We start from the raw sequence: 18,928 nt of genomic DNA, 5'->3' as shown, positions 1-18,928 counted from the left end.
TTGGCGACAGACGTGTATGTTAGCCGCACGGCGCGCGCTTGTGGGTCAGGCTGCGCCGCGCCGCGTCGCTCGGCCTCGGAAAGCGGCGGCAGGTGAAGGTGAGCGCGTCGTGCCGTTCGCCGCATTTCACATTGATATCGATTGATGCCACACTGACGCTGCACGCGATCGTTTCACCCATGCGCACGCGGCATGCACATCCGTGGTCGAGGAACGGACGTATGAAAACGGCTGTCGTTGCGACGCGTCGTGACACGACTGTCGTTCTGCCCCTAACCCAGGATATCGAGGAACTCAAATGGAATCGAGGATCCAGAACGCGTTGTTCGCTTCGAAAGTGATGCCGGCCAGTGCGGCTGCGCGGCTGATTCAGCCGGGCATGACGGTGGGCATGAGCGGCTTCACAGGCGCAGGCTATCCGAAAGCTGTTCCTCTCGAACTCGCGCACCTGATCGAGAACGCGCATGGCCGGGGCGAACGGTTCGCCATTCGCGTGCTCACGGGGGCATCCACGGCGCCGGAGCTCGACGGGGCGCTCGCCAAAGTCGGCGGAATCGATTTTCGCCTGCCTTACCAGAGCGATCCGGAACTGCGCGCGCGCATCAATCGGGGCGAGATTGAGTACATGGATATTCACCTCGGCCAGGTGGCCCAGTATGCCTGGTTCGGCTTTCTCGGCAAGATCGACATGGCGGTGATCGAGGTCGCGGGCATCCTCCCCGACGGTCGCCTGATTCCATCGACTTCGGTGGGTAACAACAAGACGTGGATTGATCTGGCGAGTCAGGTGATCCTGGAGGTGAATTCGAATCAGCCAGCCGGTCTCGACGGCATGCACGACATCTACTATGGCACGGCGCTGCCGCCCGAGCGCAAACCGATACCGTTGGTCTCGCCCGGCGACCGGATTGGCGAGCCGTATCTGCGGATTGATCCCGCGAAGGTCGTCGCCGTCGTGGAAACCCACGCGCCCGACCGCCTGGGCCGCTTCGCGGCGCCCGACGAGATCAGCGCGCGCATTGCCGGACATCTCGTCGAGTTCTTCCGGCACGAGATCGCACACGGGCGGCTGCGTCCGGAGTTGCTGCCGCTGCAATCGGGGGTGGGCAATATCGCCAACGCGGTGCTCGGCGGCCTGCGCGACGGAGGCTTCGAGGGCCTCAGCGCCTTCACCGAAGTGATCCAGGACGGCATGCTCGACCTGATCCGCACAGACACGCTGCGTGTGGCTTCGGCCACGGCCCTCTCGCTGAGCCCCGAGGGCGTCGACGAATTCCAGCGCAACATCGACCACTACCGTAGCCGTATCGTGCTGCGTCCGCAGGAAATCTCGAACCACGCCGAACTGGTGAGGCGTCTGGGCTGTATCGCCATTAACGGCATGGTGGAGGCGGACATTTATGGCAACGTCAATTCCACGCATGTCGCGGGAACGTCGATCATCAATGGCATTGGCGGGTCGGGCGATTTTGCGCGCAACGGCTTTTTGTCGTGCTTCGTGACGCCGAGCATTGCGAAGAATGGCGCGATTTCGTGCATCGTGCCCATGGCAAGCCACGTTGACCACACCGAGCACGACGTGACCGTGGTCGTGACCGAACAAGGGCTCGCGGATTTGCGCGGCCTCTCGCCCAAGCAGCGCGCGCGGACCATCATCGCGCAGTGTGCGCATCCCGATTATCGTCCGCTGCTCGAAGACTATTTCGAGCGCGCCTGCCGCGAGAGCGCGGGCAAACACACACCGCACCTTCTCGACGAAGCGTTGTCGTGGCACCGGCGCTTCGTGGAGAACGGCAGCATGCGTTGAGGCATCACGCCGCACTCAGCGCGCTCATGCGTTCGCCTTCGTGCGCTGAGTGCGGCGGTATCTTGCCATCCCGATAGCCGTCGCGGCGATACCCTCGTCGCGACGTTGCCTCCTCCGGTTCATTGCGCGATTACAGCCAGGGCGCTCGACGAGCGTTTTGGCGACTGGCCGCGAATTGGTCGCGTCCAGTGCAATGTCCGGCAAGCTGCGACCCGTGCGGCGTTACCCCATCGAATATCGTCGGCATGTTAAACGCGACGGTTCGCTCGCGGCCATGCTGAGTGAATTTATTAATCAGTTATTCGACTACGCGATAAAGGTGTTTCACCCGAGACGCGAACACGCACGGTGCGACGCAGCCAAATCTCGCCATCGAGCAGAGCGAAATCGTGATGTAGTTTCTCGCGCAACGAATTTCAATATTCGATAAAGGGGAAGTGCCATCGCGGGCGCACTGCATAAAATGCCTTGTCGAATCCAACGGTGACGCACACCGCCAGGCGCTGCATCGTCGTGCCAGGGTCAGCGCCCGCTATTCTCTTCAGTGCGAATCGTATACATTGAGTGATGCGCACATCGTGCGCAACGCTCCGCTTGCCCTGGCGTTTCGCCAAGGGAAAGTCATTCAAAACAATCAAAGAGGAATCGATGCACCCAACCATTGGCAAACTGACTCTCGCCGCTGCAACCACGGCGTTTTTGATCGGCGCCGCCGCGCCCGTGCTTGCACAAACGGAAGCGAGTGCGCCGGCCGTCGCCCAAACCGCGGCTTCACAGCCGCTTACCAAGGAACAGAAAAAGCAAGCGAAGGCACAGGCGAAGGCGCAGCACAAAGCGGAGCGCAAAGCCGCGCGCGCGAAGAACACCGCGGAACTCAAGAAGCTTGAAGACGCTGGCTACAAGCCCGCACAGATCGATCCGAACTATCCGCAGAACCTGCAAGACGCGCAGAAGAAGGCAGGCGCGGCTGCCGCCGCCAGTCAGTAACGCGCGGCTGCTTGATTGAAATGATCTCCGGGCATTTGGGCGTGTTGTTGTGCAGGCCCAAATGCTCCTTCATCGTGATTTCGAGCGTCTTTCGTGCGCGGCGACTTCTCCGATCGCACGAAACCGGATGAATTGTCGAAATCGCAAACGCAAGTATTCAGGAATGCTGAAAACAGAAAAAGCTCGTGCGAGCGAGCTTTTTCATTTGCTGCCAAAACGACGGCTTAAATATTCGTAAAGGTGATTCCGCCGTCGACGGCCATCCACTGTGCGGTCACGAAATCCGCATCATCGGAGGCCAGATACACGATGGCCTTGGCGATGTCATCGACGTTGCCCAGGCGGCCCAGCGGGGTCGTGGCCACGCGCCGTGCATCACGTTCTTCATTGCGATTTCGAACCGTGCCTTCGGTCGGAACGGCGGAAGGGCAAACCGCATTGACGCGGATATTTCGGGCGCCCAGTTCCGCCGCCGCCGCGCGTGTGATCCCCAGGATACCGGACTTGATGCCCGAGTACACAATGGAGTTCGCGGCGGAGCGCAGCGCCGCCGTCGATGCCACGTTGACGATGGCGCCGCCGCGTTCAGGATCCATGACGGCCGTCGCGGCCTGAATGCCCCAGATCACCGCTTTGAAACCGATGTCGAGCATACGATCGACGGTTTCGGGCGCGATTTCCAGTACCGATTGATAGCGAACCCATGCCGCGTTGCTAATCAGGATATCGAAACGACCGCCCTTTTCGTAGACCGCATTCACGGCCTCGGTGATGCCTTCGCGGGTCGAGACATTCTTCACGACCGGAAATGCGTGGCCGCCGGCGGCGATCACGGCTTCGACGGTATCGTTGACCAGTTCTTCCTTCAGGTCGTTGACACCGACAATAGCGCCACGTGCTGCCAGCCTGAGAGCGGTCGCTTTACCAATGCCAGCGCCGGCTCCGGTCACGAGGGCGTAACGCCCAGCCAAATCTTGTTGCATAGTAGCTTTCTGTTCCCGGTTAATAGATTAACGACCCTTGAAGACCGGCGCGCGCTTTTCCAGGAACGCCATGCGGGCTTCCCTGGCGTCTTCGGTCCTGGCCAGCATCATCGTGATGTCCTGCTCGTGACGGTAGGCTTCACGCTGGGGCATCTGGTCGGTGAAGTTGGCCGCCTTCTTGGCCTGGACGAGCGCGATGGGGGACTTGCTGGCAATGCGGCGAGCCAGTTCCATGGCGTGAGGCAGAAGCTGGTCGGGGGGCAGCACGTCTTCCAGCACATTACGGCGAAGGAGATCTTGAGCCGTCAGCTTATCGCCGGTAAAGAACATGCGACGCACGGTCGAGCGACCGAACAACGTACGCAGCATCGATGCCCCGCCGGCCAGGCCGACGTTGATTTCCGGCATGGCGAACACCGCATTTTCCGAGGCGTACATGATGTCGCACGAGGCCATCAAGCCCAGACCGGCACCCAGCGCCGGGCCGTTGACGGCCGCGATCACGGGCTTTGCGCACTCTTTGATCGAATTGCCGGTTTCGCGCGTCCAACGGTTGTGATCGAGAAAGTCACCGGGGACGTCAGGGTCCGGGCGGTCGCGCAGGTCCGCGCCAGCACAAAAGGCAGACCCGGCACCGGTCAGAACAGCGCAGCGAATATCGTCGCGAAGACTGATCTCGTCAAATACGGCAATGAGACGACGACGCATGGCCCGCGACAGCGCGTTCTTGACCTCGGGGCGATTGAGCGTGACCAGGGCCACGCCGTCCTGAACCTCCAGGGTCACCGTATTTTGGGCGGTTTCTTGCACGTCTGCGCTCATGCGTCTACTCCAGTAATTGATCTTGATTTATGGCCTCTAGGGCACAAGTGATTCTACCGCGGCCGGATTGGCCGATTTTCAACGAAAATCCAAGGCTGAATCATCAAAACCAGGGGTAGTGCAGGGCGCCTGGCCGGTCTTATCATTGCCCGTTCGTAGCGGTCCTCACTTCGTGGGACTCGTAAGCGGAGAACCTGAGTTCCGAGCCGGAGACGCGGGAAGCGACGAAGTCCAGAAACAGGCGGATCTTGGTCGGGATGGACGGAGAATCGATAATCGTCGCGTACATGCCGTCTTCGAATGAGGAATTGGTGACCTGATATTCAGGGAGCAGACGCACCAGCCTTCCGCTCATGAGGTCCTTATGCACGGTGTAGTCATCCAGAAGAACAATGCCTTCACCCATACGCGCGAATTCAAGTAGGGCAATACCGTTATTGCTCACATGACAGGGCTGAAATGCGACTTCGGTTTCAACATTGTCTTTGCGGAATCGCCAGGCATAGCCATTTCCCGGTTTGGAATAGGCGACACATCGGTGAAGTTTCAGTTCTTCCGGTGAGGCGGGCTTGTTCCGGCCAAAGAAGTAACCAGGAGACACGACCAGATAGCGGTCACTCCTGAAGAGAATTCTGCGCTTGATCCCCGATTCAACGGGAGGTGCAATCCGGAAGTCAATATCGATCTGATCCTTGCTCAGATCTGCGGGGCTTTCACTCAGCACCAATTCGACTTGAATGTCCGGGTACAGCTTGGAGAATTCGCTGATCAGCGTAGGTAGCACGCCCAGGCCGAACATAACGCGCGAGTGAACGCGCAGCGTTCCCGAGGGTGCGGTGGTGATGGAAGTGATGCTCCGATGCGCATCTTCAATGCGCCGCAGAATACCTTCGACATGCTTTGCATATTCGAGCCCCGCTTCGGTCAAAGCGACATTGCGGGTAGTGCGGGTGAACAGTTTGACCTTCAGGTCATTCTCGAGATCCAGAACCATTCTCGAAACAGAGGCAGGGGCGATGCCAAATTGACGCGCAGTCTCTGAAAAACTTTTATTTCTGGAGATGGAAAGGAAGAATTCCATCGCACGAAGTCGGTCCACGACGACTCACCCTTTGACTTTCGATAAAGATTGATTATTGCACATTTCGGAATAACGTAACCAGAAAAAACACAAATCCGCCGTCGAGGAACAGCGGATTTGTCGGTAGTGCAAACAGATCTTCTATTGATCAGTGGAAAGACGCAGCAGCGCCTTGATAGCGACGCAGGAGCGTTGGAATCTTGATCCCGATGAAGATGATCGAGAGCGAAGCCAGCACTGCCGGAACCGCAACCCATGCGACGATTGCGGTCATGGTCCAACCCATGCTCAGCAGAACCGGGCCGAGGAACGTACCGGCGACACCGCCGAAACGGCCAATCGTGAGCATCCAGGCGGCGCCGGTCACGCGCGACGACGTCGGGTACATCTGGGTTGCCAGCGTCGACATCGAGGAACAGGCGCCGTTGTTGGTCATCGCTACCAGCATCAGAAGCGTGACCAGGCTGCTACCGTGCGCGCCGGTAATACCAACCACGAGAGCGGCCAGCGTGCAGATCGCGAAGTAACCGGAGATCACGCGCAGCGGGCCAAAGCGGTCCATCAGGATACCGGACAGGAAGATGCCGACCGCCGAGACCAGGTTGAAGTTCATCATCATGTCGGCCATGTCCGCCAGCGCGTGGCCGTCTGCCTGCATGATCGACGGGAGCCACATCTGGAACACGTAGAGCGTGACCAGCGAGCAGAAATAAGCGATCCAGATCAGGATCGTGGGCATGGCCAACTGGCTGCTGAACAGTTCGCTAACCGGCAGACCTTTGCGCTTGACCTGAACGGCCTGGTCGGTCACGAACTTGACGCCGGTGAAATCGGTGCCAGGTGCGAGCTTCATCAGCGCCTTGGCAATACGGTCGTCATTATTGCCTTTGGCGGCCAGGTAGCGAACCGATTCGGGCAGGGTCAGGGCGAGCAGGACCGCGACAACGATCGGTGCGATACCGCCGACGATCAGATAGCCTTGCCAGCCATGGGCCGGAATCACGGCTTTGGCCAACGGGCCAGTGACCGCGCCGCCAAAGGCGAAACCGCAGAGCATGAAGTTCACGGCCATCGAGCGCATGCGCGTCGGCACATATTCCGACATCAAGGTCGCGCAGTTCGGGATCGCCGCACCCAGCCCCACGCCGGTCAGGAGACGCGCCCACAGAAGTTCAGTGACGTTGGTGCTGTAACCGGCGGCGAGGCTGAAAACGCCGAAGAAGGCCACGCTGGCCACCAGCACGGAACGACGACCGATACGGTCCGCGACGGGAGCGGCAAAGGCAGCGCCGATGCCAATACCAATCAGTGCCGCCGAAAGTACCGGGGCCAAATCAGATTTGGTCACGCCCCATTCTTTAATCAGCGCCGGCGCGATCAAGCCCATCGCGCTCGTGTCCAGACCATCGAGAACAATAGTCAGGAAACACAGTACAAACAAAATCAGGTGGAAGAGGTTAAGTGGCCGTTCGTCAATGAACGACTGTACGTCAAGGGTTTTCATGTCCTAATCCCGTTTTACCTACGAATGAGAAGCGCGAATAACGGCGTGGTCATTGGCTCCATGACCACGCTGCCAATTCTTTATGTTGAACGGTGCCTGTTTAAGGGCTTCCCTGTTCTACAAAATGTGGATGGCCTTTTTAAATTGACTTGTTTGCGGCCAGATAGCAGTTACTTTCAGTGAGTGGGCGGTAAATATCTTCGGCGTTCAGCGGGCCGCCAATCTTGTAATAATCGTATTTGGATTTCGACTCGGCGGGTGACTTCACCACGACGGTATACATCGGGAATGCGACTTGGCCGTCAGCACGAACCGATGCGTTTTTAATCGAGAAGTCGTTCACAGGAATCGCCTTCATTTTGCCTATCACTGCGGGGCCGTCGAGCGTGCCTGCGGCCGTGACGGCCTTCAGGTAGTGCGACATGGCGGAGTAGGCCTCGATCTGCATATACGTTGGAATCACGCCATTGTTGCGAGCCTGGAAGCGCTTCGAAAAGGCTCGCGTTTGCGCATTCTCATCCCAGTAGGCGGGCACAGGGAACGTCAGGTCCTTCGTTTCTTCCAGACCCATCGCCATCAGGTCATGTTCCGTCATGCCGAAGATCGCGATCTTCTGGCCGTTCTTGGTGATGCGGTATTCCGCGGCTTGCTTCAGTTCGTTGTCCAGATCCGAACCCGCACTCAGCAGCACAATGGCCTGTGCGCCCGAAGCTTGCGCCTGCATCAGATACGACGAGAAGTCGGTCGTGCCAAGCGGATGCTTGACCGAGCCAAGCACTTTGCCGCCGAACTGGGTCACGTACTTTTCGGCGTCGGCCTGCATGTCAGACCCAAACTTATAATCGACGGTGATGAAGAAAAACGTCTTCAGGCCCTGCGAAGTCAGATTCTTGACGCCCGCTTTCGCCATCGTGTACGTGTCGAACGTGAACTGGACGTTCATCGGCGAGCATGCCTTGTTCGTCAAGTCCGGCGTGCGCGGACCGATCAGGAGCAGGGGTGTCTGATATTTCTTCGTCAGACTGGACGTGGCCAGCGCGATGGCCGAGCCGGAGCCGGAGAGCACCGCGTTCACGTGATCGTGTTCGATCCACTCACGCACAATACCCGTGCCGACGTCAGGTTTGTTCTGGTCGTCCGCGACGCGCAGGTCGATGGGCTTGCCCAGCAGTTTGCCGCCGAAGTCTTCGATCGCCATGCGTATCGCGATAGCGGCGCCCGGCCCGCCGTTACCCGCGTACGGGCCGGTCTGGTCTGCGATGTAGCCGATACGGATCGGTGCCTGATCGGCCTGCGCCAGTCCGGCAGCGCCAACGCCGAACAGCGTGGTGACGCCCACACAAATCGCCTTCTTCAAACTCATCCTGTGTCTCCAACCAGATTTTGTAAATGATGTCCTGTACTTTAATCAGCGCAGGAATTTATATTATTAGTAATGCGAACATACTAGCGTTTGGCCGGTTGTGGTGCAATTCAATTTGGCTAGGGATTTCCACTGCCAGCCTCGACAAACGAGATTTCCTTGATCGTCTCAGTTTGACGTTCGCGACGCCGATCACGCCAGGCATAAAACGTCCCGACAATGCCCTTGCGGAAAAGCATGGCAATGACGATGAATACAGCACCCTGAATGACGGGCACCCACTCTGAGGCAAACGCCAGATAGTGCTGAATCGAAACGATCACGATGCTGCCGATCACCGGCCCCATCAAAGTCTGGAGACCGCCGACAACGCAAATCAAGAGCGCGTCACCCGAGGTCGCCCAGCTGACGTCGGTGAGGGTTGCCAACTGAAGCGCCATGACTTTGATCGACCCGGCGAGACCGGCCAGAGCGGCAGAAATAGTGAGCGCAATCAGCTTGAAGCGATTGACGTGATAGCCGAGCGACGCGGCTCGCGGTTCGTTATCGCGAATGGCTTTCAGCACCTGCCCGAACGGGGAGTGCACGATCCGATAGATGAACCACATGGCGAGGACGACAAGGCCTAGCGCCACATAGTACATGTGCAGGTTGGAGGTCGTGTCGATGAGCCCGAACAACGGTGAACGAGGCACGTCCTGAAGACCGTTGTCACCACCGAGATCCGGAATGCGGAGCGCGACGAAATAGATCAATTGGGCGAATGCCAATGTGATCATCGAAAAATAGATGCCTTGACAGCGAATCGCCAGTACGCCGGTAAGAAAGCCCAGCACAGCGGCCACCGCCACACCGAGCAGGATCGCAGGTACCGCATCCAGACCCCAGAATTTCAAGGCATAGGCCGTGATATAGCAGGACGTGCCATAAAACATGGCTTGACCGAATGCCAAAAGCCCAACGTAGCCGATCAGCAAGTTCAAGGATGCGGCCAGCAGCGTTGCAGTGAGCAGGTCGATCAGGAAGACCGGATAGGCCACGAACGGCGCGCCCAGCAAGACGATGGCCGCGAGCACAAACACAACAGGTGAATACTTTTTCATGGCGATCCTTAGGCTCGGCGGCCGAACAGACCATCTGGACGCAGCAACAGCGTCAGAATCATGAGCACGAACAGAACGACGCCGGCTGCGCTCGGGAAGAAAAGCTTGGTCATACCTTCGATCAGCCCGAACAAGAAGCCCGTGATGATGGCGCCGCCCAATGAACCCATGCCGCCGGTCACGACAACCGCGAAGACGACGATCAGCAGGCTCTCGCCCATCTCGGGGCCAACCTGATAGATGGGCGCGGCCATCACGCCGGAGAACCCGGCCAATGCGGCGCCCAATCCATAGGTCAGGGTCAGGATGATCGGCACATTGACGCCAAAGGTCCGGAGCAGCGCCGGGTTCTCGTTCGCGGCGCGCATGTACGAGCCGATCTTGGTGCGTTCAATGAAGAACCAGGTGGCGAAACACACAACCGCGGCCGCGACCACGACCCATACGCGATAGGCCGGGAGATAGCTGATGCCGATGTCGAAGCCGCCCGACATCGGATTCGTATACGGATTGCCGCTCACGCCATAGCGAACGCGATACAAGCCTTCAACGATCTGTGCGATGCCGATTGTCAAAAGCAGCGAGTAGACGTGATCGAATTTGTACAGATGTTGCAGGAATACGCGCTCGATCAAGATGCCGAAGAGGCCGACAACGACCGGAGCGGCGACAAGCGCCCACCAATAGCTGATCTCGAAGCGGTCGAGCATGAACCACGCGAGGAAGGCCCCCAGCATGTATTGCGCACCGTGAGCAAAGTTGACGATGCGCAGGATGCCGAAAATAATTGCCAGGCCGAGACTCAGCATGGCGTAGAACGCCCCGTTAATCAGGCTGACCAGCGTTTGACCCGCCAACGCGGCAGTGGGCACACCGAAGATCATGTCCACAGCGGAATCTCCAATATTCTATTTTTGGCCATGCTTAGACACCGAGCAGCGCTTCAACGCGTGACGGATCTTTTTCGATTGCCTGGCGGCTGAACTCGTCAACGACGTGACCTTCTTCGATCACGTAGAAACGATCCGCGAGCTTCGAAGCGAAGCGGAAATTCTGCTCCACCATCAAAACCGTGAACCCGCGCTCACGAAGGCCACGAATCGTTTCGCCGATGCGCTTGACGATTACGGGCGCCAGACCTTCTGTGCACTCATCCAGGAGCAGGAACTTCGCACCTGTTCGCAGAATCCGGCCCATGGCCAGCATCTGCTGCTCGCCGCCCGAGAGCTGGGTGCCGATACTGTTTTCCCGGGCCTTCAGGTTCGGGAACAATGCGTAGATCTCGGCCACGGAAAGGCCACCAGGCTTCAGAACCGGCGGCAACAGCAGATTTTCCTTCGTGGTGAGCGATGAATAGATCCCGCGCTCCTCGGGGCAGTAGGCGGCCCCGAGTTTGGCGCATCCGTCGGAGGTCAATTTCGCGCTTTCGACGCCGTTGATCTTGATCGAGCCTTCCCGACGTACCTGGATGCCCATAATCGAGCGCAGGATACTGGTCTTGCCGGCTCCATTGCGGCCCAACAGGCACACGATTTCGCCTTCGCGGACTTCGAGCGACACGCCGTGGAGCGCGCGGGTTTCGCCATAGAAAGCCGCGAGATTCTCAATCTTGAGGGTTAGTTTTGGGTCACTCATCGGCGCCCCCCACATAAGCTTCCACAACTGCGGGGTTCGTGGACACTTCATCGTAAGTGCCTTCGGCCAATATCTCGCCAGATTGCAGAACGGTCACGCGGTCGCACAGTTGCGCGATCACTTTCATGTTGTGCTCAACCATCAGAATCGTGCGGCCCTGGGCTACGCGCTGAATCAGTTGCGTCACGGGTTCGATGTCCTCATGGCCGAGGCCGGCCATCGGCTCGTCCAGGAGAATCAATTCCGGATCGAGCGCAATCGTGGTCACGAGTTCGAGTGCCCGTTTGCGGCCGTAGGACAGATTCGCAGCCTTGACGTCGAGCCAGGGTGTCAGCTCGACCAGGTCGATCAATTCGCGGGCGCGCTCGTCCAGCGCGCGGAGCACATGCTGACTGCGCCAGAATTGATAGCTCCAGCGTGTCTTTCGTTGCTGCAACGCGATTCGTACGTTTTCCAGCACCGTCATGGTGCCAAACACGGCACTGATCTGGAAGCTGCGCACGAGGCCCATATTGGAGACCTGAGCAGGATTGCTTTTCTCGATGGAGCGGCCGTTAAAACGGATCACACCCGTAGTGGGTCTAAGAAACGTCGTCAACAGGTTGAAGCACGTCGTCTTACCGGCCCCGTTCGGACCGATCAATGCGTGAATCGAGTGTCGTTTGATATTCAAATCGACATCTTTCACCGCATGAAACCCACGAAATTCCTTCGAGAGGCCTCGCGCTTCGAGGATGTTATCGCTGCTCATGTATCTCCAATATCGCTCTAATTATTTTTTTGACTCGTGGTCATGACCTGCATGACCACCGGTGCTTCATTACAGCGCGGAACAGCGGGAGAGAACGGTTATCGCTTACAGGTAGGCAATTGCCGATCCGCCGTCAACGCGGACGCATTCGCCGTTCACGAACGCGCTTTGATCCGAAGCCAGGAAGCAGGCAGCGTTCGCGATGTCTTCGGGTTTGCCCAAACGCGGCATTGGCGTCTTGGCCTGGCGGATTTTGCGCGTTTCTTCGCTGACGTTCTTGACCACGCCTTCCGTTTCCGTATAGCCAGGCGCAACCGAATTGACGCGAATGCCACGCGGACCCAATTCAGCAGCCGCACTGCGCATCAAGCCCAGAACACCGGCCTTGACGCCGCAGTAGATCAGGGCCTTGGGCAATCCGATAAAGCCCGACGAGGATGCGATATTGACGACCGAACCGCCTTCCTTCATGTATTCAGCCGCCGCCTGGATGCCCCAGACAACGGAGTTAAAACCCGTGCCGGTCATCATCGACACGTCTTTCTCCGTGATCTCCAATACCGGGGCATAACGAACCCACATGGCATTGCTGACCATGATGTCGAAACGGCCCGCTTGTTCAACCAGACCACCCGCGGCATTGAAAATGGTTTCGCGTTTTGCCACATCGCCGCCGAAAGCATAGGCTTGGCCGCCCAGTGCCTTGATTTCATCGACGGCGGCCTGCGCTTTTTCCAGATCGCGATCCAGAATGCCGACGACCGCGCCTTCGGCGATGAACTTGTCGACAATGCCGCGACCGATACCCTGTGCGCCGCCTGTTACGAGTGCGACTTTGCCTTCCAGTTGCTTCGTCATTTCAATTCCTGATTAAAGATCGTTAAACCGGCATTCGGCCAGGCCACGTGCACCCGTACCCGTAATCGCAACCACAGCGCCTGCGTTCGGGTTCTCGCTCTTCAACGCATTGCCGCTGTTGCTGATGGAGGTGACGAAGATCGTGTCGAAATCCGGACCGCCAATAGCGGGGCAGGTCGGATAGACCGTAGGCAGATCGATCAGCAGATCCAGCCGGCCGTCAGGAGAAAACCGGGCCAACTGGCCCGAGATGACCATTGCCGCCCAAAGGTTGCCCTGTGTGTCGATCGTGGCGCCGTCTGGACCCGACTTCAGTGACGTCGTGTCGACGAACAGCGTCCGTTCGCTAATGGCGCCGGACGCCGAGTCATAGCGATAACGGCGCAATTGGTGGCTCAGGCTGTCCGAGAAGTAAAGATGCTTGCCATCGGGACTAAAGCAGGTGGAATTGGTGACGCAAATCCCCGTTTCCAGAACCTTCAGATTGCCTTGGCCGTCGAGTTGATACAGTTCGCCCACCGGCTCCCGGCGCCCGAGCGCCATCGAGCCAACAACAAAGCGGCCTGCACGATCAACACGACCGTCGTTGAGCCGCATGTTCGGAGCGGGATGCGCCACATCCACAAAGTGCGTGACGTCGCCGGTTTCGGGATTGAGAAAGCAGAACGTGTCGGCGAGTGCGACGAGAAGACGACCGCTTTCACACAAGGCTATGGAGCCGATCTGTGAAGGCAGTTCCCATTCGCGCAGGGATTCGGCTTTCAGATCACGCGCCTTCACCTGGCGTGCGTGGGAATCGATCCAGTACAAAATCTGCTTGCGATCATCCCACAGCGGGCACTCGCCCAGGGCGTCGCGGGATGTTCCGATAACGTCGATAGAATGATTTGTCATGATGCTTTCTTGCCGGTGCCTTCTACTTCAGCCGCATTCAGCGCCAGAATATCGGCGCGAACTTCATAGAGCGTATCCGTCGGGTAGCGGGAGCCCAACGGACGACGAGCCGTCCCAAACATTTCGGTTTCGGTAGTGGCTTCGATGGGCGTCGAGCGGCTCCAGTCGTAGACGACGGTGCGCGCCGCGACTTTCCATTCGCCGCCGCGCTTCTCGAAACGGTCGATATAGCGCCCATAGAGAACAACTTCCGTGGGCGTATTCGCGATTTTTCGGTCTTCCTGAACAGCGTGGAAATAGCTTTCGGCCAGTGCACGGTCGCCGTGTAATTCGATCATGATGTTGCCGATCATATGAATCATGCGGCCGGCGGTTTTGAGCGATTCCATCGCCCAGTCGCAGAATCCTGAAGCTGTGCCCTGATAGGGGCCGTGGCGGTCCGTGGCGTCCTTCCAGTAGGTCGCGCGCAGCGCAATCTCGTCGCCTCGATCCACGCCACGGCAATAGCGATAGAGGCATTCGCGAATCGCTTCGCGGTCAAGCAGGTCTTGCATGGCTTGATTCGGAATTTCAGATTGGCTCATGTCATTCCTGGCGTGGGTGGGATGGTGGCCGGGTCGTCCGGCCACGTACACGGCTTAAAGCGCCGCTTCAGGATGCTTGATGATCACAGCGTCGAGCACTGCGGCACTGGCTTCACGCACGACAAGCGGATTGACGTCCACACTCATGACTTCCGGATGATTCATCGCGAAGTCCGAGAGTTTGACCATTGCCGTGACCAGTGCGTCCATGTCCTTGGGCGCTGAACCACGCCAGCCTTTCAGGAGTGCCGTAGCCTTCACCCTGTCGATCGCCTGACGCGCGCGCGCTTGCGTGAGGGGAGCGGAGACCAGGGACACGTCCTTGTACAGTTCGGTATTGACACCACCGGCGCCCACGAGAATCATCGGGCCAAAGGTTGCGTCGTTGTTCACCCCGAGGATCATTTCGGTGCCGCCTACGATCATCGGGCACACGAGGATGCCGTCGATCTGTGCGTCAGGTACGTGGACATGCACGCTGTCCAGGATCTGCTGGTGGGCTGCACGCACGGCGTCGGCGTTCTTGACGTTCAGAATGACGCCGCCCACCTCGGTCTTGTGCACGATTTGCGGGCTCACGATCTTGAGCACCACGGGGTAGCCCATTGCATCGGCAGCGGCAACCGCAGCATCGGCGTTGATGGCCAGGACATCTTGCGGCACCGGCAGACCGGCTTCGGCCAATGCTTCCTTGGCCAGGGCTTCGGTGCTCACGTCGCCGAGCTTATACGCCTCGCGCTTTGCTTCGGCCGGTTCGTAGAGGTTCGCCCAACGTGCGCGGATCGTTGCGGCCGCACCCAGTGCCAGCGTGGCGCGCGTTGCGTCGTTGAAGACCGGAATGCCGATTTTTTCAAGCTCGCGGTCAACTTCGGGCACGGAGAGCGTGACCACGATGACGTCGCGTTCCGGGTGCCGGGCCTTGAGCTCGGTAAACGGCTGCTCGTAATTGGTCTTGAACGATGCAGGCGCCAGGCCCGCCGACGCCAGATACGCCAGCGTGGTGCCATAGCTGCTGTTCGAGAGCATGATGTCCAGAGCGCGGACCGTGCCGTTCTTGACCGATGTGATTTGGGCGGTCACGTCCAGCGGATTCGCCGCGACGGCGAACGGCAGCAGTTCAAGCATCGCCGTTCTGGCGGCTTCAGGCAGGGCCGGCATCGTGAGGCCGGAATCGCCGCATGCGTCTGCGACCATCACGCCAATGCCACCCGACGACGTGAGAACGCCCAGTTCGTTGTTGACCGGCAGATGACCCGTGGTCGAGATCAGGTACGCGACGTCCAGCATTGCTTCCTGCGACTGGGCGCGATACGCGCCGCACTCGGCGAAAACGGCGTCGTAGGCCGCGTCGTTGCCGGCCAGCGAACCCGTGTGGGTTGCCGCAGCGGCGGCGCCGAGTTCGGAGCGACCGACCTTCATGATAATGACCGGCTTTTGAGCCTTGGCGGCTTTCAGCAGGGCACGACGCAGTTTCTGACCGTCCTTGGCCGATTCAAGCGCGGCCATGATGACCTTGGTGCCCGGATCTTCAGCCAGATAGTCGATGGCTTCGGCGACATCGACGTCGGCTTCGTTGCCCGTGGCCACGATCTTGCTGAAGCCCATGCCGCGCAGCGTGGCCGCGCCGTACAAAGCCGAACCGAAGGCGCCCGACTGCGTAGCCAGCGCGATATTGCCGGCCTTCGGGCTGATGCCGTAGAGCACGACCGAGAACGTCGAGAACAGGCGCGATTCAACGTTTAGCAGACCGAGCGAGTTCGGACCGACCATGCGAACGCCCGAGGCCTTGCACATCGCGGCCATACGGTCTTGAACGGCGCGGCCTTCTGCGTTGATTTCGGCAAAACCCGCGGTCAGGACGACCACGGACTTGACACCCTTCTGGATTGCATCGCGCAATGCCGATTCCACGCCGCCGGTGGGTACCACGATGATCGCTTGATCCGGAACTTCGGGCGTGTCGAGGATCGACGGGTACGCGGGGAGCCCCTGAATTTCCGAACCGCTGCGGTTAATCGGGAACAATGTGCCCTGATAGCCGGATTCGCGAAGGAACCGCAGTACGCGACCGCCGATACGGTCGGGATCCGACGAGGCGCCGATAACGGCCACCGATTTTGCGTCAAACAATGCGCTGAGAGTAGAAGAGGTCATGGTATTCGAATAAGGTCGAGTGCTCCCCGGTCACGCCGGGGAGCCTGAATCAAGTCGGGCTCAGACTTGTGCGACGAGCCAATCGAGACATTGGCTACGGTTGCCGAACCGCTCCGCTGCGGTGCGCGACTGCATGCAGAGTTGGGTTGCAGGCATTTCGACCGTCATACCCATGCCGCCGTGCATCTGGATAACCGCGTGGCCAACGTCCTTGGCGACGCCCGCGCAGAACATCTTGGTCAGCACGACCAGGCGGTCGATCGCGCAGTCATCGCTACCGTTGAAGCCTTCGATCAGGCGAGCGACTTGACCCTTGATGCCTTCGTAGGCCACATAGCAATCCACGACGCTGTGCTGAAGCACCTGGTGGACAGCCAGCGGCTTGCCGAACTGCACGCGGTCGTTGAGGTACTGGATCGTCTGTTCGACCTTGGCGCCGACCGCGCCGACGATCTGGACGCATGACAGCAGTGCGCCGATTTGCAGCGCCTGGTTGACCGCGACATTAGCCGCCGCGCCGACCAGAACGATTTCGTCGTCGCTGACTTCGAGGCCGTCCACCGTGTAATCGACGATCACCGTACCGTCGATGCCACCGAAGAACCGGGCGCGATCAGCCAGACGCGAACGCGCGATCAGCACCAAAGCCTGGCCGTCTGCGGTAGACGCGTTGAAGACGAGGTGCGTTGCAGGTTCGCTTTCGTTCGAACCGCGGATCGCGCCGCGCAGCACGTTGCCTTCCAGGCTGACCGTAGCCGCCTGGAGAGGCGCGCCCGACTTCGATTGCAGAACCGGCGACACCGAAGCTTCGCCGCTCAGCAGTTGCTCGAGCACCGGACCGACGATCGGTGCCGCGGCCGCTGCTTCGAGAAGAACCGGCGCCACGGCACAACGCTCGACCAGCGGCGTCACGTTCGTGTAACGCGAGGCCGCTTCAACGATGCCTGCGAGGTCCGCGAGCGTCGCGCCGACGCCACCGTTGTCTTCCGAAACCAGAACCGACTGCCAGCCCAGTTCGAGGGCTTGTTGCCACTTGCCCGAGGCTTTGCCTTCGACGGCGTTGCCCTTCTGCGTTTCAGCCGCAGCGGCGAGGCGCGCCGACGAGTCGAACATGTCGCCCTGGAACATGTTGCTCACCGCATAGCCCGCGCCCATGATCGACTTGGCGATGATGTTCTTCTGGACTTCGGTCGAGCCGCCCGCGAGCGTACGCGAACGGTAGAACAGGTACGTATGGACGAAGTTGCGCTCGAGGTTCAGCTCGTCTTCCGTCGTTGCCAGCGGCAGCAGCGGGAGGAGGCGAGCAGCGTATTCGGGCCCGAGCACGTCCATCGCAATCGACGTGACTTCCTGGCTCTGCTTCGAGCACGCCATTTTCAGCGCGGAAGACTTGGACGACTGAAGCGTGCCAGCCATGTCCTCCTTGATTGCCGACAGCAGGATTTCACGCGTACCGTATGTACCGGCTTCGACTTCGAGCAAGCGGTCGAGTGCCTTCAGCAGCGACGGGGTGGCGCCCTTTTCCTTGATCTTGTCCTGAACCAGTTCGGTCACTTGCTGAACGTGACGGAGCAGGCGCGGCATCAGTGCCGGGCTCAGACGTTCGCGGTCGAGCAGGAATTTGCCGTACGACCAGCCCTGGCCTTCGGCGCCGATGCGATTGAACACCGGCACCTTGACGTCCTTCAGGAACACTTCGTTGACGTGGTGCCACTGGTCAATCGTGTGAATCGGGCGAACTTCGATGCCCGGCGTGTTCATCGGGATCAGGAGCAGGGTGATGCCTTCCTGACGCTTGCCTTCGTTGCTCGTGCGCACGAGCGTGTACATGATGTCCGCTTCCTGGGCGTGCGACGTCCAGATCTTCTGGCCGTTGACGATGTAATGCTCACCGGCTTCGTCCAGCACAGCAGCGGTCTTGAGGGAGGCCAGATCGGAGCCGGCGCCCGGTTCCGAATAGCCCTGGCACCACCATTCCGAACCGTCGATGATCGGCGGCAGGAAGCGTGCTTTCTGCTCGTCGGTGCCGAATGCCTGGATGACGGGGCCAATGTGGCCAATGCCGTGGTGATACAACTGCGGACAGTCCATTGCCGCCGTCACTTCTTCGAAGATCAGGCGCTGCATGACATCCCAACCCGGACCGCCGAACGCTTTGCTCCAGCCCGGCGCGGAATAGCCGAGGCCGCCCTTGGCCATCGCCGCCGTGTATTGGCTCAGGAGCTTGCGGCCCAGCTTCTTGTTTGCGCGCGTTGCGGCGCGCACTTCGGCGGGCACATTGGCTTCGATATAGTCGGCGATTTCCTTGCGAAACACAGCATAGAATGCTTCGTCCCGCGCTTGATCCATTTCACTCATGATTAACTCTATGCAATCGAATAGGACGACTAAACCAGTTTCAG

General features: G+C 59.3%; 16 protein-coding genes and 2 pseudogenes. 2 read left to right on the top strand and 16 right to left on the bottom strand.

All coding sequences use genetic code 11. The features are described from left to right. Positions 1–19 precede the first annotated feature (19 nt). Entirely contained in the window at positions 20–181 is a 162-nt protein-coding gene (locus C7401_RS44875; RefSeq protein WP_165841858.1) for a hypothetical protein, read from the bottom strand. A 117-nt stretch (positions 182–298) separates the two neighbouring features. Here C7401_RS44875 and scpC point away from each other — a divergent pair, with 117 nt between their 5' ends. Continuing rightward, positions 299–1,807 carry a succinyl-CoA:acetate CoA-transferase ScpC gene (gene scpC / locus C7401_RS06620; RefSeq protein ID WP_112170550.1) on the top strand — a complete coding sequence of 503 codons (1,509 nt, stop codon included), beginning with the start codon at positions 299–301 and terminating at the stop codon, positions 1,805–1,807. A 648-nt stretch (positions 1,808–2,455) separates the two neighbouring features. After that, positions 2,456–2,794, top strand: coding sequence for a DUF4148 domain-containing protein (locus tag C7401_RS06615; protein ID WP_112170718.1), 339 nt, complete (start codon positions 2,456–2,458; stop codon positions 2,792–2,794). A gap of 224 nt (positions 2,795–3,018) precedes the next feature. Here the strand turns inward: C7401_RS06615 and C7401_RS06610 are convergent, their stop codons facing one another. The 15 genes and pseudogenes from C7401_RS06610 to C7401_RS46250 all read right to left on the bottom strand — a co-directional run. Then, a complete protein-coding gene (locus tag C7401_RS06610; RefSeq protein WP_112170549.1) occupies positions 3,019–3,777 on the bottom strand; it encodes an SDR family NAD(P)-dependent oxidoreductase in 759 nt (252 codons plus the stop codon). A gap of 27 nt (positions 3,778–3,804) precedes the next feature. Beyond that, on the bottom strand, positions 3,805–4,599 hold the full coding sequence (locus C7401_RS06605) for an enoyl-CoA hydratase/isomerase family protein (RefSeq protein ID WP_112170548.1): 795 nt from the start codon (positions 4,597–4,599) through the stop codon (positions 3,805–3,807). A 142-nt stretch (positions 4,600–4,741) separates the two neighbouring features. Then, complete coding sequence (locus tag C7401_RS06600) at positions 4,742–5,698, bottom strand: LysR family transcriptional regulator (protein ID WP_112170547.1); 957 nt, start codon at positions 5,696–5,698, stop codon at positions 4,742–4,744. A gap of 130 nt (positions 5,699–5,828) precedes the next feature. Continuing rightward, positions 5,829–7,184: an MFS transporter gene (locus C7401_RS06595; protein ID WP_112170546.1), complete on the bottom strand. Its 1,356-nt coding sequence runs from the start codon at positions 7,182–7,184 to the stop codon at positions 5,829–5,831. Between the two features lie 139 nt (positions 7,185–7,323). Further along, the gene (locus C7401_RS06590; RefSeq protein WP_112170545.1) at positions 7,324–8,547 is read right to left on the bottom strand and encodes an ABC transporter substrate-binding protein; all 1,224 of its coding nucleotides are present in this window, start codon (positions 8,545–8,547) and stop codon (positions 7,324–7,326) included. Between the two features lie 119 nt (positions 8,548–8,666). Further along, the gene (locus C7401_RS06585; RefSeq protein ID WP_112170544.1) at positions 8,667–9,650 is read right to left on the bottom strand and encodes a branched-chain amino acid ABC transporter permease; all 984 of its coding nucleotides are present in this window, start codon (positions 9,648–9,650) and stop codon (positions 8,667–8,669) included. A gap of 8 nt (positions 9,651–9,658) precedes the next feature. After that, positions 9,659–10,534 (bottom strand): branched-chain amino acid ABC transporter permease, encoded by an 876-nt coding sequence (locus tag C7401_RS06580; protein ID WP_373864426.1) that lies wholly within the window; start codon positions 10,532–10,534, stop codon positions 9,659–9,661. 40 nt (positions 10,535–10,574) lie between these two features. Further along, positions 10,575–11,285 carry an ABC transporter ATP-binding protein gene (locus tag C7401_RS06575; protein WP_112170717.1) on the bottom strand — a complete coding sequence of 237 codons (711 nt, stop codon included), beginning with the start codon at positions 11,283–11,285 and terminating at the stop codon, positions 10,575–10,577. After that, on the bottom strand, positions 11,278–12,036 hold the full coding sequence (locus C7401_RS06570) for an ABC transporter ATP-binding protein (RefSeq protein ID WP_112170542.1): 759 nt from the start codon (positions 12,034–12,036) through the stop codon (positions 11,278–11,280). The genes C7401_RS06575 and C7401_RS06570 overlap by 8 nt, the downstream gene beginning before the upstream one ends. Positions 12,037–12,141: 105 nt before the next feature. After that, entirely contained in the window at positions 12,142–12,894 is a 753-nt protein-coding gene (locus tag C7401_RS06565; RefSeq protein ID WP_112170541.1) for an SDR family NAD(P)-dependent oxidoreductase, read from the bottom strand. 12 nt (positions 12,895–12,906) lie between these two features. Then, complete coding sequence (locus tag C7401_RS06560) at positions 12,907–13,788, bottom strand: SMP-30/gluconolactonase/LRE family protein (protein WP_112170540.1); 882 nt, start codon at positions 13,786–13,788, stop codon at positions 12,907–12,909. Then, positions 13,785–14,372, bottom strand: coding sequence for a nuclear transport factor 2 family protein (locus C7401_RS06555; protein WP_112170539.1), 588 nt, complete (start codon positions 14,370–14,372; stop codon positions 13,785–13,787). Before C7401_RS06555 ends, C7401_RS06560 begins: the two co-directional genes overlap by 4 nt. A 54-nt stretch (positions 14,373–14,426) precedes the next feature. Further along, the gene (locus C7401_RS06550) at positions 14,427–16,526 is read right to left on the bottom strand and encodes an acetate--CoA ligase family protein (RefSeq protein ID WP_258396911.1); all 2,100 of its coding nucleotides are present in this window, start codon (positions 16,524–16,526) and stop codon (positions 14,427–14,429) included. Positions 16,527–16,586: 60 nt separating this feature from the next. Then, positions 16,587–17,012 (bottom strand): annotated as a pseudogene (locus tag C7401_RS46255) (acyl-CoA dehydrogenase family protein); the annotation flags it as partial. Between the two features lie 660 nt (positions 17,013–17,672). Then, positions 17,673–18,875 (bottom strand): annotated as a pseudogene (locus C7401_RS46250) (acyl-CoA dehydrogenase family protein); the annotation flags it as partial. Between the last annotated feature and the right edge of the window lie 53 nt (positions 18,876–18,928).

The organism is Paraburkholderia unamae (assembly GCF_003268775.1).
Classification (GTDB): Bacteria; Pseudomonadota; Gammaproteobacteria; order Burkholderiales; family Burkholderiaceae; genus Paraburkholderia; species Paraburkholderia unamae.
Note: the sequence above shows the minus strand (reverse complement) of the source record. Positions and strands in the feature narration are given on the sequence as shown.